We start from the raw sequence: 21,922 nt of genomic DNA, 5'->3' as shown, positions 1-21,922 counted from the left end.
GGATTGTTCAGCTAATTTGAACCATTAGTAACATATCTGCGGAGTAAATCTTCGCAAATGTAAGAATATTTTTACAATAAACGAGGATTTAGCCCAAAAAATTCACAATTAGCACACGCTTTGTTGATTCGTCTATACGAAAACGATTATCAGTCCTTTCTCCTACCACCCAAACGATAGCGTCGCCACTACAAAGAAGCCATGTGCGCTCCTTCTCAATCCGGCTAAATTTATGATCGGAGAAATAGTCACTCAACTTCTTACGTCCTTTCATTCCGAAGGGAATAAACCAATCGCCTTCTTTCCAAGTCCGCAATGTTAAAGGGAAATCGAGTTTATCATAATCCAAATAAGCGATCCGCTTATTCTTCTCGATAGGGAAATCTATAGTTATAACAAGTTTTTGGAAAGATAGTTCAATAGGTTCATGATTAATGCCCTTTTCTGGATCTAAAACGAAGGTTCGCTTTTCCTTCTTCTCTAAAGAAGTGATCCATAAATAATCCCGATCCTTCAGCAAACGATGGGTGGAAGAGTAAAACAGCTTACCAGGCTCCTTGGTCAAGGCAGCGAAAATATCGTCCGAGACCAGACGGGTAAAACCATATTCTTTTAATAACTCATACAAAATCGTCTCCGGAGCCGGAAACCGCATCAACGCCCCGATAGAAAGACGATCATCCGATACGACAACCTCTTTCCGGGCTTGTTCCAATACATATATATATATAGTCTCTGCGGCAGAAAGATGCTCGGCGGAACGTGCGATGGTATTCCGGGCCGATGGATTTATCTCCTCCAAAAGCGGCAACACATTCAAACGGATGAAATTACGGGTATAAGCATCCGATAAATTCGTGCTATCCACCATATAGGCGTAGCCTTGATCCGCCAGCCAAGCCAAGATATCCTCACGGCTTACGCACAGCAAAGGACGGACGATGAAACCATTCCTCGGACGGATCCCGCTCATCCCCCGGATTCCCGTGCCCCGTATCAAATTCATCAAGACCGTCTCCACATTATCGTCCCGGTGATGGGCGACGGCGGTCGCCTGCCCTCCCAGCCGCTCCCGCATCTCCTCAAACCAAGCATAGCGCAATTCACGGGCAGCCATCTCTATCGAGAGATGCCTCTCTCCGGCATAAGAGATCGTATCGAAATCTATCTTATGAAAGGGTACTTCCAAAGATTCTGCGAACTCACAGGCAAATGCCTCATCCCGATCCGACTCCTCCCCACGCAAATGAAAGTTACAATGAAGCGCTATACACGGATATCCCAAACGCACCAATACGCCCAACAAAGCCACAGAATCGGCACCACCGCTCAATCCGACCAAAACCGGACGATCCTCGGATAACAGCCGGTACTTCTCTATATATAAACGTATCGTATGTATCATAACATCTTTGTATTAAAAACAATAATGGCCCTAGCCGGTTTTAGCTAGAGCCATTACTTATAGATCTTTTGAATTAATCTTCTACACCTGCTAATTCCGGGTCGATCATAATACGACCACAGTATTCGCAAACAATAATTTTCTTACGCAACTTGATATCCAATTGCTTCTGAGGCGGGATCTTGTTAAAGCAACCACCGCAAGCGCCACGTTGCACATAAACAACAGCCAAACCGTTACGAGCACCTTTACGGATACGCTTGAAAGCGGTCAACAAACGAGGTTCGATAGTGGCTTCCAGCTTCTTCGCTTTCTCACGAAGTTTCTCCTCATCCTGCTTTGTCTCGGAAATGATCTGCTCCAACTCGCTCTTTTTCTGAACCAAGTCAGCCTTACGGCCTTCCAGCTTCTCAGTCAGTTCAGCGATATCTTTTTTCTTAGCGTCTACCGCCTCTCCGAACTCACGGATTTTCTTCTCTGAGAACTCAATTTCCAAACCTTGGAACTCGATCTCCTTGGACAGGTTATCAAACTCCCGGTTATTACGCACATTATCTAATTGTGCCTTATAGCGATCTATCAATGTGGTAGATTCCGTGATCTTATGCTTTTGCTCAACAACAGAAGCCTCAAACTCCTTGATCTCCGCCTGATAGTTCTGGAGACGTGTTTCCAGTCCTGCGATCTCGTCCTCCAAGTCTTGAACCTCCAGAGGAAGCTCACCACGAAGGGTCTTGATCTTATCAATTTCAGTCATCATCGTCTGAAGTTGATACAGCGTAGAAAGCTTTTCTTCAACCGTATATTCCTTTTCAGCTGATTGTTTATCTGTAGCCATTCTATAAATATTTTACTGGGTTTGAATTAACATTCGAAAAATGTACCGCAAAGGTAGGGAATTTTTTCGATATTATGTTATAAAATATGTCTTTTGTACAGATTTCCGATTCATAATGACCGATAACCGCCAGTAGAATCCGGTCCTCCACATCGTAAAAATCGTTGTACTTCGCCTCCCCCGTTATAAAGACATCGGCACCATACGCGATAGCGTCCTTGATCAAGAAAGCGCCGCTGCCTCCGCAGATAGCGACCTCTCGGATAGGCTTACCAGTAAATGGGGAATGCTTCACGCAACCGACGTTAAACAGGGCCTTGATCCGCAACAAGAAACTCAACTCATCTTCCTCGGCAGGCAACTCTCCCACTACACCGGAACCTGCCTGTTCCCATGTGTTTGATAACGAATAAAAATCAAAAGCCGGCTCCTCATACGGATGAACGGATAACAGGGCACGGGTCACCGCCGTCTTCTTGAATGCCGGAAGGATCATCTCGATACGCACCTCTTTCTCTACATGCAACTCGCCGATCTCACCACAAAACGGATTGCATCCCGCATTGGCACGGAATGTTCCCTCGCCATGTAAATTATAACTGCAAGCATCATAGTTCCCGATACTTCCCGCACCGGCATTGAACAAGGTATTCCGCATGATCTCGGCATAAGCCTCGGGGACAAACGTCACCAACTTCAGCAAAGCGCCTTTTTGGGGGCTCAAGATCCGTACATTTTGCAAGCCGATCAACTCTGCCAAACGGTAATTCACGCCTCCTACGGCATTATCAAGATTGGTATGGGCGGCATAAACCACCAAATCATACTTACACGCCTTCATCATGCAACGCTCGATATAATTGGAGCCAGTCAACGACTTAAACGACTTAAAGGCCAAAGGATGATGAGAGATGATCAGGTTGTATCCCATCTCGATCGCTTCATCAAGCACCTCCTCGGTAACATCTAGGCATAGCAACACACCCGTCGCATGCTGGTTCACGTCGCCAACTTGCACACCCGCATTGTCAAAACCTTCTTGAAGCGGCAGCGGGGCGTAATGCTCGATTTCTCTCAATATATCTTTAACCTTTACCATGCTAAATATCTTTTGATTTATGTTCGGGAGAAAAAGTAATTCCTTTCGGAAGAAAAGAAAATTCCATTCAGATGGAATAAGATTCCCATTCGAATGGAATTTCAGATTGGATTATTTCTTGATATCAACGATCAAATTCAGTTCGTCCAACTGGGCCGGATCCAAGACACCCGGAGCATCGAGCATAACATCTCGTCCAGAATTGTTCTTCGGGAAAGCGATACAGTCGCGGATAGAATCCAAACCGGCGAACAAAGACACGAAACGATCCAAGCCATAAGCCAAACCTCCATGAGGAGGCGCTCCGTACTTGAACGCATTCATCAAGAAACCGAATTGCTCTTGCGCTCTTTCTTCGGTGAATCCTAACAGCTTGAACATCTTATCCTGTAATTGGCTGTCGTGGATACGGATAGAACCACCACCCACTTCAACGCCATTGATAACCATATCATACGCATTCGCACGAACAGCGCCCGGATCCGTGTCCAACAACGGTATATCATCCGGATTCGGAGAGGTAAACGGATGGTGCATAGCGTAGAAACGTTGATCGTCCTCGTTCCATTCGAACAGCGGGAAGTCGATTACCCACAAGCAAACGAACTTATCCTTGTCACGAAGGCCTAATTGATTACCCATCTCTAAACGCAACTCGCAAAGTTGCTTACGAGTCTTCATCGCATCGTCGCCGGAAAGGATCAAAATCAAATCACCCGGCTTAGCGCCGAACGCATTCTTCATTTCTTGAAGAACCTCTTGGCTATAGAATTTATCTACGCTTGATTTCACGTTACCATCCGCTTCCACACGGGCGTAAACCAAACCTTTAGCACCTACCTGCGGACGTTTCACGAATTCAGTCAGCGCATCCAGTTGTTTACGGGTATAGCTTGCAGCACCTTCCGCACAGATACCCCCTATGTAAGCAGCGTTATCGAATACGGAGAAACCATGGCCTTTCATGATGTCCATCAACTCGACGAACTTCATGCCGAAACGCAAATCCGGTTTATCGCTACCATATTGTTTCATAGCATCTTGCCAAGTCATACGCATAAACGACTCCTTGAACTCGACACCACGGATTACCTTAAACAAATGTTTCGCCATGCCCTCGAACATATTCAAGACATCCTCTTGCTCCACGAAGCTCATCTCACAGTCGATCTGCGTGAACTCCGGCTGGCGATCCGCACGCAAATCCTCGTCACGGAAACATTTTACGATCTGGAAATAACGGTCGAAACCGGAAACCATCAACAATTGCTTCAAGGTCTGTGGAGACTGAGGCAAAGCGTAGAACTGTCCCGGGTTCATACGGGAAGGAACCACGAAGTCACGGGCACCCTCCGGGGTAGAATTTACAAGAACCGGAGTCTCTACCTCCAAGAAACCTTGCTCATCCAAATAGCGGCGAACCTCGAACGCCATTCTATGACGAAGTTCCAGATTCTTACGAACGCAAGCACGACGCAAGTCCAGATAACGATATTTCATACGCAAGTCATCACCGCCATCTGTCTCCTCCTCGATCGTGAACGGAGGGGTAAGCGCAGTGTTCAGGACATTTAATTCAGAAACGATCAACTCAATATCACCTGTCGGGATATGCGCATTCTTGCTGGAACGCTCACGAACCGTACCCGTAACCTGAATCACGAATTCACGGCCCAGTTTATTCGCCTTTTCGCAAAGAGCTGCATCAACCTCCTGATTAAATACCAACTGAGTAATACCATAACGGTCGCGGATATCGACAAATGTCATTCCTCCCATTTTGCGGGTTTTCTGCACCCAACCGGCCAGTGTAACCACCAGACCTTCATCCGCAAGGCGCAAGTCGCCACAAGTTCTTGTTCTATACATCTTTATTATTTAATTTGCTAGATTTACCAATCTTTATACCTCGGTTTATTACAAACCGCAACCACAAAGATAATACTATAAATCTTAATAATTATTCTTTTAAGCAAATTAAAATACGTTTTACCCTCTGCTACCCAAGCTGTCCGTATCGGGATTAATCTCTTTCACAGCCTCCTTTACATCCTTGGCCGTTATTTTCTTCTCATTTTTAACAGCGATTTGCTCTACAGGATACTTTTCCTCCATCTCCTCCAATTTAGAGTCTACGGATGTTTTTGAATCATTTGTTCTCATATTCTCTATTTTATTAACGTAATAATGGCTATTAAACAAGCAAGTACTGCCAATGGTTTATAGCGATAGCGACATTGTCCGTGAACATGGAAGGAGTTATGGGAATGCGAGACATTATAGCACATCATTATTTCGATATAGACGCTGTTATAGTGTTTGATGTGATGAAAAATAATCTGCCAGCCATAAAAATGACTATTGATAAAATGTTATTTGATATTTGAGACACCTTCCGTGAGCGATACTGTGGATGAGGACAAAAAGCTATTTACCCCCGGATGAGCCTCTTATAGAGCAACGAACGCAAGCCATTAGGGAGAAGACGGGTCACTAAGCGAATACAGACATTCTTTAGCAAGGAGAAAAAGCCGATAAAACCCATCTTGTAAAACAGCGCCTGCAACCTCACTTCCGTTACGGCATACCGCCATCCTCCCCGCCGCCGAAACATATCCGGCGAGAAGCGGAAAAAGAGCAGGCTCTCTTGTATATTATAGAACCGGGCACCATTCATCAGCATCCGTACCCACAGATAATAATCCTCGAACAAAGGAAAATGCTTATATCCTCCAGCCTTTAGCACGGCCGACTTCCGAAACATCACCACCGGATGGTTCACCGGACACCTTCCCTTGGCAAACCTCAAGATATTTTCATGCTGCTCCGGCACTTTCCGCATGGAAAGTACATTTGATACCTCCCCTTCAAACTCATCGATCCAAGCCCCCACTACATCAATTTCCGGATGTTCCAAAAATATCGCCAATTGCTTCTCAAAACGATCCGGCTTAGCGATATCATCCGTGTCCATACGAGCCACAAGGTCATACGAACAATGCTTCAGCCCCTCGTTAAGAGCCTTGCCGAGACCTCGGTTGGTGGGCAAAGAAATCACTTTTAACTCAGGATGCTGGCTTGTGAATTCTTTTATGACCGCATACAGCTCATCCATCAAAGGACCATCTTCCACCAAGACAACTTCTATAGGCAATAGCGTTTGCGTGAAGATACTGGTCAGACTTTGACGTAAAAATAGTGGGCTCTCTTTATGATATAAAGAAAGTAATACGGAAAATAACATAGACTTTCAGGAAAAGTATTATATAAGAAAAATTTCTATATGTACATATAAGATGTATCCGGAACACTTGAAGATTGACTCTTTACAGAGTCTGTACGTAAAGAACTGTCTCAAATCTATCTTTCTCATTCTCATGATCCTAATCTGCCTCATAAAAAAAACAACTCTCTGATTTACAGAATTAAAAAACATAAACATTCTTCATAACCACATTACACCAGCTCATCTCTTCGTTGCAAATTTCATACCCACTCTACTTAAGACATTTTTTAGCGCTCTCCGTTGCTTAGGTGATATTTTCCACTGAAGCCAATTAGTCATATCAATCTTTATCTGTTGAGAGAGAGGAACAATGCCTCTACCAGAATCTATATACAAGCTCAATCTACTCAAATTTTCAACAGCATGCCTAATCCATTTACCTTTATATACTCCATGTATATATGGCAAGATATATTCTGAAACTGCCACCACATCTTTATAATCCTCTGATGGAGCAACAGCGGCTTGTTCATTTATTGAGTTTTCAATATCCCATGCACTAAGAGAGCCATCGCCTAACAGCTCAACAAAAAGATCCTTTCGAAATATTCCAAATTGAAGATTGATAGCATAGGGGATTTGCTTATTGACACTACGCAATAAAGGAAAAGATTTAATTTTAGATCCTTTAGGAGTAGGGCCTAAATTACAATACCTTATCTCGTGGCTATCCATATAGTCAAGTAACCGCTCTATTAATGAATTGTCAACATTGTCACTCAAGATAATGTCATCACACATCAACATTACATACTTCGATTTTATAACTGGCAAAGCCGCTATAGTACGCTCAACCCAAGTATCATTTTGCTTATTATTGCATATACAAGTAATACCTTCATACGATTTGGTATTGGTGGTTAGAATAAACTCATAGGGACAATCACTCCAATATCTCCGATACCCTTTTAAAAATACGGCAAGCACATCAGAATACGAATCAGGAGAACTAACATAAATAGAAAGTCGCTTATCCATCAGCTATTGTACTTTTTCTATATATTCCTTCAAACTCATCAAGTTTTTATCCTTGTCAGAAATGATCAATTTCTCAATACCGCCAATCTTATCGAAAGGCCACTCTATAGCCATATCCGGATCATTATACATTATGCCGGCATCACCTTCACCATAAAACACCTCACCACATTTATAGCTAACGACAGAATCCTCCAGCACCAAATAGCCGTGGCCAAAATACTGAGGTATGTATAGAGCCTTCTGATTCTCTCCGGTCAGATCAAAACCTTGCCATTTACCAAATGTTGGCGAATCAGGGCGAAGATCTATGATTACGTCATACACATGGCCACTTATACAACGAACAAGCTTGGCTTGCTGTTTAACAAGCTGGAAGTGCATCGCACGAATTACACCCTTTTTACTAATGGTATAGAACACCTCTTTAAGTTCATGATCTATACCATTTTGCTTAAATGCATCAATATTGTAATCCTTTATAAAGCCACCACGTTCGTCTGTGGCATAGAAGGGAGTTATCTCATATGCCCCCTTCATATCAAGTCCCTTGAATTCAAATTTCTGTATCATGACTAATTCCGCTATAACATCAAAGAGTTTTTAAGCCAATTAATAGTTTTATTAATGCCTTTATCAAAGTCTATAGACGCATATTCTCCAATAGTACTAACCAAGTTACTATTGTCAAACATATCCATTGTATACTTTACACCATCATCTTCACGGACTCCTATCCCTACCTTATCTGCGCAACCAACTAGTTCTCCTATACGAATAAGATAATCTTTCAAGACTTTAGGATTGCCAGAGCCTATATAATAGAATGGCTTATTAGTTTCCTTAAAGCCTAGACGATATACAGCTTCTATAAGATCATCCACATAAATAAAATCATATGGTTGTAAAGCAGGACCAAATGCTGCTTCTTTACCAGCCATCAACTCACCTAACGTATAACTAACCAAATTGCCCGTTTTATTACCTACACCGTATATATTTGAGAACTGCATCCACACAAACTGTTGAGCGATATTCTTGCAATAATCTTCCAAAATTATTCTGCAAGCATGCTTAGCCACACCATACATCATTCCACCAGTCGTTTTTTTCAGATGCGACAAACTAAATGCTACATTCTCCGCTACAGTACCCGCACAAAGAAATTTTTTCACATTTAGCCTCTTGCAAATATTAGCGCAATCTACTGCCATCTGAATATTTGATAATTGAACCGTAGGATCTGCTTTATCAGCCCCATTTACACCTTTCCACGCAAAATGATAGAAAGAGTCATATTCAATTACTGGCAGTCTTTCGACTAGAGATGTATTCACCCCTGATTCTATCCTCGTAATAAGATTTGAATCAGGCAAACGATTGCCATGAAAGGTAATATCAACAGCAACAACCCTAGTACCTTTTTCTATCAATTTCTTTATAAGTGAACTACCTATAAAACCATTGCCCCCTGTGACGATTACGTTCTTCATATTATCGTTATACGTTTAAAAATTCATTTATCTGTTTATCCATACAAACACGAACATCCCCACCTGCTAGCCAAACCTTACTCCATTCAACAATCTTTTCCATTGCCTCATCCAGATTCCATCGAGGGCTCCATCCAAAAGTCTTTTTCAATTTAGAGCAATCAAGCTTCAAGAAATTAGCCTCGTGAGGACCACCGTCATACTTGTTCACCCACCTCATACCTTCGCCCCACTTGTTCACAAATAGCTCAACAAGAGCGCCTGTTTGAAAACAATCCACATCATCGGGACCTACATTATAATAATCCGCAAAACCGATATCCTCATATTGCTTCATCGCTATCAGCAGGTAAGCATACAAAGGTTCTAGAACATGTTGATAAGGACGGGTAGAGTATGGATTACGCACAACAATATCCTCATGTTTTACAGCCGCACGGATACAATCAGGTACTATTCTATCATTGGCGAAATCTCCACCACCTATCACATTACCCGCTCTAGCAGTAGAAATAGGAATAATAGGCAGACCATCAATATTTGTGAAGAAAGAACGCTTGTAGCTATGAGTCACCAGCTCCGAACAGGATTTGGAATTTGAATAAGGATCATACCCATCCAATTCCTCATTCTCCCTATAGCCCCAACTCCACTCCCTATTCAAATACACTTTATCCGTAGTGACATTCAAGAAAGACTTCACACAACAATTATTGCGAACACACTCAAGAATATTCACGGTACCCATCACGTTTGTCTCGTAGGTATAGGCAGGATCTTTATAAGAATCTCTAACAATGGGCTGAGCGGCAAGATGCAGTACAATTTCTGGTTGAGACTCATCAAAAGCCTTCTTTAGAGAGGTATAATCTCGTATATCGCCAATCACGGAATGTATGTCATCTTCAATATTGGCAATTCGAAATAGCGATGGTTCTGTTGGGGCTTTCAGTGAATATCCTGTAACGATCGCTCCGGCATTAGCGAGCATCCTACACATCCAAGAGCCCTTAAAGCCGGTATGGCCTGTAAGGAAAATCCTCTTGCCTTTATAAAAATCCAATATATTTCCCATTCGTATGATAACTTATTATTTTGCGTAATCTGGTATTTCCGGAACAGAGCGCTCCCAACGCTTCCAAGGAGCTTTATCCTCGGCAAGCAGTTTTTCAAGCATAGATTTCTCACGTATATTATCCATGCACTGCCAAAAACCAGTATGGATGTAAGACATCAACTGACCCTCTTGCGCCAACTTGACTAGTGCGGTCTTTTCGAAGACACAAGAGTCACCCCCTTCCAGCATATCAAAAACCTCGGGTTCCAACACCATGTAGCCGGCATTAATAGGAGCGCCATCAGAGGCGTTCTTTTCCCGAAAAGCCCTTACGGCTTGATCTTTAGTAATATCTAAGACTCCTTTATCTTGTGCTATCTTGACGGCCGTAAGGGTCGCAAGCTTGCCATGGCTCTTATGAAACTCCACCAATTTATCAATTTCTACATCACAAACACCATCGCCGTATGTCATCAAGAAAGTCTCATTCTCTATATATCTCTGGATACGCTTAATACGACCTCCAGTCATAGTGTTGTAGCCCGTATCAACGACTGTGACTTTCCAAGGCTCCATATTAGTTTGATGAACGGTCATTTCGTTGTTGCCACCACGATAGTCGAAAGTCACATCAGAGTTATGAAGGAAATAGTTGGCGAACCACTCCTTAATATATTCCTGTTTATAACCGGCGCAAATGATAAACTCGGTATAACCATAATAGGCATACTCTTTCATAATGTGCCACAAGATTGGCATACCACCAATCTCAATCATTGGCTTCGGCTTGAACTGAGATTCCTCAGATATACGAGAACCGAAACCTCCTGCAAGAAGTACTACTTTCATGATAAAGAAAAGATTTTTCAGTTAAGTAATCAGCTAAAGCTAAGATAATTAAGAATTAAACTTGTCTTTATAAATTGTATAATCATTATGTATATCAACAAAAACTGCATGAATAGGATATTCTGTAAAAATATCAGAATTAGGGATTTTCATAAAATCGCTACCATACCTAAGAGAAAGATATTTTTCTGCTTCAAAAGGAATAGGTAAAAGGAGATTCTCAAAATTCACATAGCGCTGAATTCCTAACCATTTACGAGGAAAACTCGTTTTGGGAAACGGAGCCTTTCCAAAAAAATGGCCAACAAGTAACGTATTTTTAGTTGAAAAGTGATTCAATATTTTGAATAAAAAGTTTTTTGCTGTAGTACCTACAACAAAATGACAAGAATTAATAAATACTTTCTTGAAAAAGCTATCAGAATCGTAATCTACCAAATAAAGAGATGTAGCTTTTAAAATTTGAGCGGATAAATATTGAATATAACGAACAAACTTATTAGGTGATACATTATACAAACACATTATATCAATATAAATACCTTGATGCATTTTATTATATCCTTTTTCAATACAAGTTGTTCCATTCATTCTTAACTTAGAAAAAAACAAAGGCCACTCAGTAGAATTTTCTCTTTGAAGATGAAATTTTTCTGTATCAAGATGTATAGAAGCATAATGAAGGAACTTATGATAATTATTAAAAGTCATAAAAACGTCAAAATCATCATCCCATGGAATAAAGCCATGATGCCTAACAGCACCTAAAGCACTTCCACCCATTAAATAATATTCTATATCATATTTCTTACAAAACTCATCAAAATAAAACGCTATTTCTAATATTTTATATTGAAAATCTTTAATATCAACATTCATAGTAGTAATTTAAACTAGTTTATCACGCAATATAGTAGAAGAAATACCTTTAGTATAAGGAAAATAAACAACTTTAGCTCCATTCTTATTCAACTCAGCTTCTACTTCCTGAAACAAAGAATTACCTTTCCAGTCATCACCAACAAACATCACATCGAAATGCAAACGATGATAAGCAGACATTTTATCTCGATTAACTTGAGGAACTACTTTATCTACATATTTGCAAGCCTCAACAATTGCCTTACGATTATCATAAGAGATTATAGGACTTTTATGCTTATACTCTCTTACCAATTCATCGGTACTAACACCAACAATTAAAAAATCACACAATTCCTTAGCTCGTTTTAGTATGTTTAAATGACCAATATGAAACATATCAAACACTCCAGAAGTGTATCCAATAATAAAATTTTCGTGACACATAATTATATATTATTTCAACAAACTATTATACAAATCCACCCACCTTAGCATAACATTTTTTACAGTAAAATAATGGAGACAATTAAAAGCATTCTCTGAAAGTTTACAACGCAATTTTTCATTAGTAATTAAGTCATAAATCGAGCGAGAATATTCAGATATGTCCAAAGACTTAATAACTTTTGAATTAACATCATTAATTAAGAAACCTCGAATAGCCATACAATCATCAAAAGCAATAGGGACTACTTTCATCTGCATAGCTTCAAGCAGACTTAGTGGAGCACCTTCTAATAAAGAGGTAAACATTAGTATTGACGAACGTTCAAAATATTTCTTTGAATCATCACGCCCAACCAATTTCACATTTACAATATCATTTTTATTTATAAAGTCTTTATAAACAGATTCCCACTCTCCATAACCAACTATAGTTAAACACCAATCTCTCACGTCATAAGTAGATAAAAAATGTTTCCAAATTTTTAATGCTAGTAATATACGCTTAGATATTTCATCAAATCGAGCCACAATTAGCAATTCATTTGTTTTAGAATAGTTACGCTCAACATAATCAAATGAGAGAAAATTGGGAATTGAGACCATCTTAGAAGAATCCTTCAAATTAGCAATAGATCTATAAATGGGTATATAAGCATCAGATAGGAGAACTAAAGCATCTGAGTATTTATAGATAGATTTATACTTCCTTTTGGTAGTATATTTAACTAGAAAACGAGTAATAGGGTAGAAGAATAACAATAAAAGATAAATAAGCCACTTAAAAGAAATCCGCCTATTAAGAACTTGAAACAAAAGAGATTGCTTATTATATCTAATATTCTCTGTTCCTGGAAGATTATGCAAAACTGATATAATTTTCACTTTTAATCCCGCAACAGCTTGACCAAGGAATTTCATATTAACAGCTCTTGATGCCTGATTATGAATAATAGAAATCTCATTATCAATAAGAAAAGAACGGAAACCATCTAAATCATTATAATCAATTTTAAATTTCGCATCAAAGACTAATTGAGAGGAACTATATTCAGAATCTTTAAAATAAGCTATAAAACAATGAATTCCAACACTAGACAAATATTTGGCAGACAACAAAGTGACTTTTTGATTGCCACTACCTGATTCAGAAGGATCTAATAAACTAATAAACAAGATATTCATGATCTATACTTATCAAATAATTTACGATATATTTTCTGAAAAGGAATATAGTGATTCTTATAACCATCTATAACACATATGCTTTTATAAAAATTTATCGTGTGCAAACCATCCGAGTAATATGACGAGGAATCAGGATAAAGGGATATTACTTTTGTTTCATTATAGGACTTATCTGAAATATCCTCAACTTTATACAGAATAATACCTTTACCATACCCTTGTAAACAATCCTGAGCTGGTCTGTATACAGTATTATTTACGTACATGAAATCACCAGCCATTCTGCTCCCAAACAAATTAGATTTTATTAATATTGGAGACAAATCGTATCCATATAATCTATTATTTGAAGTCCACATATACAAATCCTTATTATATGCATTTCTTGAAGTTGCAAAAAGATAAAAGGCTCCATTATAAGGCAAGATTGTAGCATCCGCAACTGCAACAGGAAGCATAGTACTGAAATGTTCACAAGAATGTAACAAAGTATTATACTTATAAACATTAAGTTCTGTAGAATACGAATTTTCAGGAACAATATAAACCTCATCAAGAGTATCACCTCTAATAATCAAGGGATAAGAGTTATGTATATTATCATCTATCAACGTATATTTTTCAATTATTTCACCTGTACATTTATCGACAGACAAATGACATATTGTTGCTACATTTTTACTACCTAACAAGATATCTTCTACAAGCAAATCAATAGTGCAGTCAGATACATTTAAAATGAATGGATCTGCATAACAATGAAATTTAGAGTCTCTCCTTAACCAAGTGATATTAGACAAATCAATATTATCACTGACTAAATCTTCTGGAATAGCATTAAAAAATCCCACATTCCATTCTTTATAAGATATTTTTTTCTTTAAATCAAAAAACATATAAATAATTAATTGGTTTTACCACAAGAATACTTACCCGACATTACTATCCAAAAAAACAGACCTCCCCAAAGATATGTATTAATAATAGCACTTTCGGACAAACTCAAAAATAAATATTGAAGCATTACAGGAATGAGAATCAAATTATAATCAAACTTAGAAACAGCCTTACAATATAGATTATACAAATATGCTAAAGAAAAAATTCCAGAAGACAGCAGCAATGATATATACGCAACATCTATTATAATAGACTCATCAATATTAGTTGCACCAATCAACAAATTATTCGGAGTTAATTCGCCAAATACGAGCAAAGAATACCTTAATCTACCAGAACTAATTTCATGAATAAAAGAATACTCTGATTCATTAAACAAAACAACAATAAAAAAGAATAGTATCACAAATGGATAAGACAACAATATATATTTATTAAAGAAACATTTTTTTAAATTTGTTTTTTGAACAAAAGATAAAACAAGCAGAATACAGCCAGAGAACAGAACCGTACGAGAATAAAATGATTCATATATAACAAAGACTATAAAAGCGACAAGAAATGTATTAATTTCTTTCTTTAAAACCACAAGAAAAATAACCAAGAAAAACAAATACAATGAAAACAGGTTAGGATTTCCATATCCCATATCACTAACAACGCCTCCAGACTTATAGAAAAAATCAGAATATTCTTCATGCAACACTCCTAAAATCAATAAACCGTAATTTATAATTAAGAATAATACAGTTAGACAAAAAGAATATTTAGCCATTTTATCAATATAAAGATTCCTAGATATTGATACCAGCAATGACACAAACAACATTTTAGATGCTTCCACACGAAACAATGAAAGTATAAAAAATAGAACTATCCAATAAATATTATCATCTATCTTTGTAAAAAGCAACGAAATAAAAGAAATACCAATAATAAGTATAGATAAATTAGCTGTAGCAAAGTCTGATATATTTAGTGTCATTTTAAGATTAACAAGAAATATTATAATAAAGAACAATATCTCTAAAATTCTATTCTTCTTAATAACAAATGAGCCAGTCATAAAATACTATATATTTCATTCATTGTTTTTTCAACATCAAACATCAAAGAACGTTTTGCTGCTTTATCTTGATAGACAAAGACCTTATTATAATCATTGACAAATAATTTAATTGCATTATACAGAGATTCATCATCATTGTCTGCCAAAACCCCATACTCGGAATTTGACCCTAAAAGCTCTACTGGACCAACTGTTTTTGTAGACACAATTGCTTTTCCCAGACATAATGCTTCCGCCACAACTAAAGAAAATCCCTCTGCCAAAGAACAACTCACAAATAAATCCGCACACTTTATATAGACATAAGGATTAGGCTTATAACCTAAAAGGTGTACATTATCATCCAAATGTAAATCATGGATCATTTTACTAAGATCTGACTCCAAACAACCTGCACCAACAATCCAAAAATCTATATCATATCCATTATCTACAAAAATTCTAGCAACTCTTATAATACTATCAAATTGTTTTTGTCTAACCAATCTTCCTACTAGACAAACCGTAAATTTCCTTTTCTCAACTTTAAACTCATTTGCGCGCAAGACAATTGTCTTACAATCTATCAAATTATATATTACTTTTGTGGATGTAGTCACATTAAAAAGTTGTTGAAATTTATTTTTCGCATCATTAGACACAAAGATCACATCATCCATTAATTCATAACATTTCTTCTCATGCTTATTACTTTTGAAATACCTTTTTGTCCAATGGAAATTAAACAGATCTACGTGCACCCAAGATAAATGCCTAATTCCTTGCTTCAATATAAAGCTATGATACACCAAACTCCGTCCTTCTAAAAAAGATATTATCGTATCATACTTTTCACCTTTCATCTTATCAATTATTATCTGTCTTCTAAAAAATAATATATAAAAATAATATAAACCAAAATAGGACATTATTTTTCCTATCATTCTTTCTAATAAGGGTCTATTAATATTATAGAATAATATTATTTTTCTCACTTCTAAAGGCACTAGATTTGCATAATTTCCAAAATCATGTTCTAACAAAAGATCTATATCATATTTACTATAATCAAAATTATTAAGCATATCCACCAATAATTTTTCCGCTCCACCATCATAAAGGCTTTGCATCACGAACAGAATTCTTTTTTTATTGCCACAAGTCATATATAAATAATTTAAATTCAAATTACATCAAATATATTCTAGTTACTTAACATGATTCAATAACCCTACATTGCTTATATACTATTTTTACTCTATTAATAACAAAAACAACTATTTAACAACAAATCGTTTTAGAGCCGCATGCAATATCATACGCTCACTTGATTGCAACAAACTATAAATAACACTAAAGCCAATAAATACGGAAAGCGAAAAAACTATCAAGAAACGAAAAACTGAATCATTAGGTTCGATTAACATCAATATAGAACCGACTAACACCAATGAGAATGTAAAAATTAATATAGGCCTAACAACATCTCGAAAGTATTTTCTCATATTCAACTGTATTTGCCTATGAATATCACACAAACTATAAAACCAATATCCTACATTTGCTAAAACCGCAACAATAAATGGGACAAGCGGATTAGCATTCAATCTTAACAAAAGATAGCTTATAGGTAATATCGCCAACGTGAACATTCTACCATATACTTGACTGTTTTTTATATGTCCAGTTGCATTTGCCGCCATCCATAGAGGTGGTATAAATACTCCTATCAAGGATTCACACAGAACAAGACGAGTGAATGATATAGTATGGCTTGGAACCTCACCTAACCAAACCTCCAGTATAAACTCTATCTCAACCATTACAGGTATAGCTATCAAGGCCGCTAAGAAATAAGCATATTTAGAGCTTTTCTCAATTAGTGTCACCATGTATTCACAATCACCGGAAGCATATGATTTAATTATTTGAGGTTTAACCGCTGTCATCATATTCTCAGTAAAACGTGTAACAACTGCGCTTACTTGCACAGAAACCGCTCGTGCCGCATTTACAGCGGGACCAAAGAATATATTTAAAAGGATATTTGTTCCTTGTACACCTGCAGACCAAGCGAAACAGCCAAATAAATTTTGACCTATAAACTTTGACATCTCTGCGACCAAACTATAATTCCAATAAAACCTAAATTTACATTCGGTAAATGACCTTACACTATATATCGCATAAATTAGCCAGACGAAGACAGAAACTATAGCCATAAGCAAACCATACAATATCAACGAATCGATTGTTCCAAAAGCTTCAAGCAAATAGACTATGAATAATCGAGCACAAGCCTCAAAAAGACCAAGATAGGCATATATATTCATTCGCTCATGCGCAACTATAGCCCCCATTAATGGGACTTGATTAATAGCGGAAAGTATGGAGATCAATGAAAAATGATATACCCAAACGGCAGCACCTAACCTCTCTGGAGGTATCACTAACTTATTGTATACAAACCAAAGTCCCAATGTTTCACCAAACAGCAATAATAATACGGACAACAGCCACATGAGGGTTAGGCTCTGTCTAAAAGCACATCCTGTCTCCATTAAGTCTTGTTTTCCCAAACCTATATTCATATATCGTTGGGTAACATTAGATAAACTAGAAATAAAAAAGCTCATGATGGAAACTACCCCTCCCACCACATTATAAATGCCGAAATCCTCTACACCCAAAACCCTCAACACGACCCGACTGGTGTACAGCGTCACCCCCATAATCAGAAGCATGCGCATGTAGAGGAACAACGTGTTCTTAGCTATTCGCTTATTGTTTTCGGAATTTGCAGACATAAAATCGTAATCGAACAATCCAAAGCACACACTTTATTAAGACACACCAGACAATGCAGAGAATAATATTTCATGACTTAAGAGCAATTAAAGCACATATTTTTTATGTATTTTACAATAAAATGCAATATACAACCCAATAATACACTAGAAATCACATACACTACAAAAGCAAAAAAAGGATTATCTATAATACGCATTAAGGAATAACGTCCTTCACTAACAAGCTCAAACATCAAATATATCTCAAAACTAATAAAAAACAAAAATGAAACATATTTATTAGGAACAGATTTTTTACATTGAAATGATAATCATCCACAAAATAAAGGAATGCAAACATTAAAATCAGAAATGGATAATATGTAACTGAAAGTTTAAAAAATCTTTGTTTCAGAAAAGACATATCATATTCCATCCGGCTATTATTATTCCATACAATACCAAATAGCATACCAGACATTGCGATAAACAATGTTACAAAGACACCTCCGAAATAATGTCCTAAAAATGAAATTGAATTATAATTATGACAAAAATGGCATAGCAATATACCGGTAATAGCAAGAGCCCTTAAATAGTCGAAGGCAACAATACGTTCTCTCATCTCTCTATTAATAAATCATTTAAATATTATGCAAACTCAATACAAGGCGTACACTCTAGGGGAGGCTCTTTGCAGTACCCTAAACCTAGTCATATTAACAATCAATTTTGATTTTAACATTATCTGTGTCCAATGTAATGTTATTAGGAACTTTATTCACATAATTCCTACACCCATTATCAGATCACACCGTGATCTCACCAATGTACAAGCTATTTCCAAAGCATACTCAACCGAGAAATCTTTGTTACCTTATCAGGTAAAGGAGGTTTACCAGTACAGGTAATAGTGATTTACCTGTACTGGTAATAGCGATTTACCAAATATGTCAGATCTCATCCGGGCTCTCGCTATCGCCACCGCCATCAGCAGGCTTTCCGCCCACCCAAATTTGCGTACTTACGCTACGAGGCGTTTTCAGTATGTGACCCGCACTACCATACTGCGTCGTCACAGTCAGCGTGTACTCACCTTCCGCCAAATCAGCCGGCAGGAGCAACGTGAGCGAAGAAGGGTTGTTGATGGTGATCTGGTCGTCCGTCAGTTTCGTGGTGGCACCTTTGGAGTCGGTCAGCGTAACACCTACCGACTCGTGGTCGCCAACCACTTTCAACATCGCCCCACGGACGAAGAAGTTGTGACCCGCAGTGGCGCTGCCGTCTTTCAAGCCCGTCTTACGATCCTCGGTCTCCAGGATGTACATGATGTTAGACTTCTCGCCGAGGATCTCCACCACGGTCTTGGCGATCGCCTCGCGCAGAGCCTTGTCTTGCGTGAAAGAGACGTAGATGGAATTATTCTCCTTGTTCCAAGCGCCGCCCTCAACCACGCCTTTCAACTGGGGGACGGCACGGAACAGACCCGTGTTCACGCTATAGCCGTTTAAGATCAAGTCCATTACTATCCGATGGTAGAGGGTCACAGAGTGACGCATCGTCTCCGGGCGTAGACCGGTGTCTTGCTTGTACATCTCCTCCAACACGTCATCCAAAGTTAAACTTCCGGCCGAGGCCAGTAACAAGATCTTGTCCGTCTTGTTGTCGGTGGTCACCGCATTATCGATGAGCCAGCCTTTCAATACTTTCTTCATGGTATTTTGATTTATAGGAAGGACGGAATTGCCCTTCCCGGCTTTCCTTGTCTAGAACCTCTTGTCGAATGCCGATTCCCTCTTCTGCCGATTCCGGGCGATCAGCCAATCGATCACCAAGTGAAGAACCGTCCATAGAGACAGGTTTAAAAATAATATACAATTGACATTCAAATGATTAGCCAATACAATATTCAATGCGATAAAGAAAACGGACACGCAAATGATCGTCACCATCACCATCCGCACCCGCATACCCGTGCGCAACAACTTATGATGGAAATGGTTCTTGTCCGGCAAGAACGGGTTCTTGTGCTCACGAAGGCGGCGCAGCACCACACGTACCACGTCCAGCAACGGTACCAAGACCGTGGAAAAGGCAATCACCAAATAAGGATTCGAACGCTCCGTAGAGGTACTATTCGATACGCATAAATGAATGATCAGGAAACTGATCACGTAGCCCAACGTCAAACTCCCAGCATCGCCCATGAAGAGCTTATGCCCGCAGTTGGCATTGCCAAAGACATTGTAGCACCAGAAAGGCATGAGGATTCCCAGCGTACAGATAGCGAGCAAGGCATAAACACATTGATCTTGAATGAAAAAGAACACGCTCAAGACCGATAAGGCGATACAGCACAAACCGGAGGCCAGACCATCGATCCCGTCAATCAGGTTGATAGCGTTTGTCACATAAACCACGGCGAAAACCGTGACTGGCACACCCAGCAAGGCCGGGACCGAATAGATCCCGAATAGGCCTCCCAGCGTATCGAGCCAATTGCCGGACAACACCAGCAGGAGGGCCGACACGACTTGTACGATGAACTTGTAGCGGTAACCCACCCCGACCAAGTCATCGCAGACACCCACCAGATAAAGAAGTGTCATGCCCACGAACAAGAAAAGATACTCATGGAGCATCTCGATCGAGAAGCTAGACAGATCCGAGGGCCACAGATAAAGGCGAAAGCCTATCACCAAGGCAAACGACATCAAGACCACGGGAAAAAACGACAGGCCACCCAAGCGGGGAACCGGGGTCGTGTGTACCTTTCGAGAATCCGGGACATCATACAGTCTTTTCTTGTGGGAGATCACCAAGATCCTCGGGATGATCACCATGCCCAAAGACACGGAGATCAGATATCCGGACAGTAATAACAATAATAGAATTTGCACCTCACTCATACGATCTCACTTAATGAAGGCAACCCCTTCACCTCGCCGGCATGCCACGCTTGGTAGTCCTCATGGGAGAGTTGGGATGCTGTTAATAATTTGTAATCTATGTCGTCTCTTCGCAAGATGTGCTTGCGGGCATACGAGCGGAGCGAACGATCCGTAACGGACACCATCACCACCGGGAACGGGTAGCCGAGCAAACGCATTGGCGTAATCTCGCTGTCCGGGAATACATGGCGCAACTGATAGGCCGAGCACTCAAATGCCACCCAGTAAGGCCCCGTGCAATACAGGTGAATCGAGTTTTGGTTCGCACGCTCGCGGCTCATGATATCATTTAAATGCTCGTTCAGCAACCGCACCAAACGAACGCCGGAAGGAAGGGAAGACATTGATTTTTGATTTATGATTTTTGAATTATTCATTATTCATTGTTCATCATGTCTCAGCCATCGATCGTAATCGTCCAAGCGACGGATTAAAGTCTGTTTGCTTTTCTTGGGCGAGGACTCACACCACCACGGGTCCACAACCTCGTGCGCCATCTGCCGGTAGAGACTGCTGTCCGTGCAACCGTAGAGCGTCACAAGCAGCAAGGCACGGGATTGCGCCGCCTTTACCGCCGGGAGCATACTGCGCATCGTGGCGAGCAAACGCACGAACTCATCCTCCTCGCCCAACAGCTTGTAGGCAGGTAGGAGTGACGAGTAGACCTTACAACGCATCACGTCCGTCTCCGCACGGAGCGAACCGTAGGATCTCAACACCTCAAGGGCCAAGC

General features: G+C 39.3%; 23 protein-coding genes and 1 pseudogene. 1 reads left to right on the top strand and 23 read right to left on the bottom strand.

Annotated elements, in window-relative coordinates; genetic code table 11:
* Nucleotides 1-88: 88 nt before the first annotated feature.
* From tilS to QVP94_RS13940, 5 genes are all read right to left on the bottom strand, one after another.
* Nucleotides 89-1,405 carry a tRNA lysidine(34) synthetase TilS gene (gene tilS, locus QVP94_RS13960; RefSeq protein WP_005856304.1) on the bottom strand — a complete coding sequence of 439 codons (1,317 nt, stop codon included), beginning with the start codon at nucleotides 1,403-1,405 and terminating at the stop codon, nucleotides 89-91.
* 73 nt (nucleotides 1,406-1,478) lie between these two features.
* Complete coding sequence (locus QVP94_RS13955; RefSeq protein ID WP_005856302.1) at nucleotides 1,479-2,243, bottom strand: zinc ribbon domain-containing protein; 765 nt, start codon at nucleotides 2,241-2,243, stop codon at nucleotides 1,479-1,481.
* Nucleotide 2,244: 1 nt separating this feature from the next.
* Entirely contained in the window at nucleotides 2,245-3,342 is a 1,098-nt protein-coding gene (locus QVP94_RS13950) for a Nif3-like dinuclear metal center hexameric protein (RefSeq protein ID WP_005856300.1), read from the bottom strand.
* A gap of 111 nt (nucleotides 3,343-3,453) precedes the next feature.
* Entirely contained in the window at nucleotides 3,454-5,211 is a 1,758-nt protein-coding gene (gene aspS / locus QVP94_RS13945) for an aspartate--tRNA ligase (protein WP_005856298.1), read from the bottom strand.
* A gap of 120 nt (nucleotides 5,212-5,331) precedes the next feature.
* Nucleotides 5,332-5,505, bottom strand: a complete 174-nt coding sequence (locus tag QVP94_RS13940) for a hypothetical protein (RefSeq protein ID WP_005856296.1) — start codon at nucleotides 5,503-5,505, stop codon at nucleotides 5,332-5,334.
* Between the two features lie 86 nt (nucleotides 5,506-5,591).
* Between QVP94_RS13940 and QVP94_RS13935 the strand changes: the two genes are divergently transcribed.
* Complete coding sequence (locus QVP94_RS13935; protein ID WP_095231483.1) at nucleotides 5,592-5,729, top strand: HepT-like ribonuclease domain-containing protein; 138 nt, start codon at nucleotides 5,592-5,594, stop codon at nucleotides 5,727-5,729.
* Between the two features lie 44 nt (nucleotides 5,730-5,773).
* Here the strand turns inward: QVP94_RS13935 and QVP94_RS13930 are convergent, their stop codons facing one another.
* The 18 genes and pseudogenes from QVP94_RS13930 to QVP94_RS13845 form a co-directional block, all read right to left on the bottom strand.
* Complete coding sequence (locus QVP94_RS13930; protein WP_022192844.1) at nucleotides 5,774-6,586, bottom strand: glycosyltransferase family 2 protein; 813 nt, start codon at nucleotides 6,584-6,586, stop codon at nucleotides 5,774-5,776.
* 222 nt (nucleotides 6,587-6,808) lie between these two features.
* On the bottom strand, nucleotides 6,809-7,606 hold the full coding sequence (locus tag QVP94_RS13925; protein WP_005856290.1) for a hypothetical protein: 798 nt from the start codon (nucleotides 7,604-7,606) through the stop codon (nucleotides 6,809-6,811).
* 3 nt (nucleotides 7,607-7,609) lie between these two features.
* Complete coding sequence (rfbC, locus tag QVP94_RS13920) at nucleotides 7,610-8,179, bottom strand: dTDP-4-dehydrorhamnose 3,5-epimerase (RefSeq protein ID WP_005856288.1); 570 nt, start codon at nucleotides 8,177-8,179, stop codon at nucleotides 7,610-7,612.
* An 11-nt stretch (nucleotides 8,180-8,190) separates the two neighbouring features.
* Nucleotides 8,191-9,099, bottom strand: a complete 909-nt coding sequence (locus tag QVP94_RS13915; protein ID WP_005856286.1) for an NAD-dependent epimerase/dehydratase family protein — start codon at nucleotides 9,097-9,099, stop codon at nucleotides 8,191-8,193.
* 7 nt (nucleotides 9,100-9,106) lie between these two features.
* Nucleotides 9,107-10,174: a CDP-glucose 4,6-dehydratase gene (gene rfbG, locus QVP94_RS13910; protein ID WP_005856283.1), complete on the bottom strand. Its 1,068-nt coding sequence runs from the start codon at nucleotides 10,172-10,174 to the stop codon at nucleotides 9,107-9,109.
* 15 nt (nucleotides 10,175-10,189) lie between these two features.
* A complete protein-coding gene (gene rfbF, locus QVP94_RS13905; RefSeq protein WP_005856281.1) occupies nucleotides 10,190-11,005 on the bottom strand; it encodes a glucose-1-phosphate cytidylyltransferase in 816 nt (271 codons plus the stop codon).
* A 48-nt stretch (nucleotides 11,006-11,053) separates the two neighbouring features.
* On the bottom strand, nucleotides 11,054-11,884 hold the full coding sequence (locus QVP94_RS13900) for a LicD family protein (protein WP_005856279.1): 831 nt from the start codon (nucleotides 11,882-11,884) through the stop codon (nucleotides 11,054-11,056).
* A gap of 9 nt (nucleotides 11,885-11,893) precedes the next feature.
* Nucleotides 11,894-12,313, bottom strand: coding sequence for an FAD synthase family protein (locus QVP94_RS13895; protein WP_005856277.1), 420 nt, complete (start codon nucleotides 12,311-12,313; stop codon nucleotides 11,894-11,896).
* A 9-nt stretch (nucleotides 12,314-12,322) separates the two neighbouring features.
* Nucleotides 12,323-13,498 (bottom strand): glycosyltransferase, encoded by a 1,176-nt coding sequence (locus QVP94_RS13890; protein WP_005856274.1) that lies wholly within the window; start codon nucleotides 13,496-13,498, stop codon nucleotides 12,323-12,325.
* Nucleotides 13,495-14,397: a glucosamine inositolphosphorylceramide transferase family protein gene (locus tag QVP94_RS13885; protein WP_005856272.1), complete on the bottom strand. Its 903-nt coding sequence runs from the start codon at nucleotides 14,395-14,397 to the stop codon at nucleotides 13,495-13,497. Before QVP94_RS13885 ends, QVP94_RS13890 begins: the two co-directional genes overlap by 4 nt.
* 8 nt (nucleotides 14,398-14,405) lie before the next feature.
* Entirely contained in the window at nucleotides 14,406-15,467 is a 1,062-nt protein-coding gene (locus tag QVP94_RS13880) for a hypothetical protein (protein WP_005856270.1), read from the bottom strand.
* Complete coding sequence (locus QVP94_RS13875) at nucleotides 15,464-16,579, bottom strand: glycosyltransferase (RefSeq protein ID WP_008778278.1); 1,116 nt, start codon at nucleotides 16,577-16,579, stop codon at nucleotides 15,464-15,466. Before QVP94_RS13875 ends, QVP94_RS13880 begins: the two co-directional genes overlap by 4 nt.
* A 147-nt stretch (nucleotides 16,580-16,726) precedes the next feature.
* The gene (locus QVP94_RS13870) at nucleotides 16,727-18,256 is read right to left on the bottom strand and encodes a polysaccharide biosynthesis protein (protein ID WP_008778277.1); all 1,530 of its coding nucleotides are present in this window, start codon (nucleotides 18,254-18,256) and stop codon (nucleotides 16,727-16,729) included.
* Nucleotides 18,257-18,491: 235 nt separating this feature from the next.
* On the bottom strand, nucleotides 18,492-18,863 hold the full coding sequence (locus tag QVP94_RS13865) for an acyltransferase family protein (RefSeq protein WP_005856250.1): 372 nt from the start codon (nucleotides 18,861-18,863) through the stop codon (nucleotides 18,492-18,494).
* A gap of 328 nt (nucleotides 18,864-19,191) precedes the next feature.
* Nucleotides 19,192-19,953 (bottom strand): DNA-binding domain-containing protein, encoded by a 762-nt coding sequence (locus QVP94_RS13860; protein ID WP_005856246.1) that lies wholly within the window; start codon nucleotides 19,951-19,953, stop codon nucleotides 19,192-19,194.
* Between the two features lie 51 nt (nucleotides 19,954-20,004).
* Nucleotides 20,005-21,147, bottom strand: coding sequence for an MraY family glycosyltransferase (locus tag QVP94_RS13855; RefSeq protein ID WP_005856244.1), 1,143 nt, complete (start codon nucleotides 21,145-21,147; stop codon nucleotides 20,005-20,007).
* Nucleotides 21,144-21,533 carry a hypothetical protein gene (locus QVP94_RS13850; protein ID WP_005856242.1) on the bottom strand — a complete coding sequence of 130 codons (390 nt, stop codon included), beginning with the start codon at nucleotides 21,531-21,533 and terminating at the stop codon, nucleotides 21,144-21,146. The genes QVP94_RS13855 and QVP94_RS13850 overlap by 4 nt, the downstream gene beginning before the upstream one ends.
* Nucleotides 21,534-21,569: 36 nt before the next feature.
* Nucleotides 21,570-21,922: pseudogene (locus QVP94_RS13845) on the bottom strand (transcriptional regulator); the annotation flags it as partial.

Source organism: Parabacteroides sp. CAG:2, assembly GCF_000436315.1.
GTDB lineage: Bacteria > Bacteroidota > Bacteroidia > Bacteroidales > Tannerellaceae > Parabacteroides > Parabacteroides distasonis.
The sequence above is the reverse complement of the archived record's forward strand: the minus strand, read 5'-3'. Positions and strand labels throughout refer to the sequence as shown.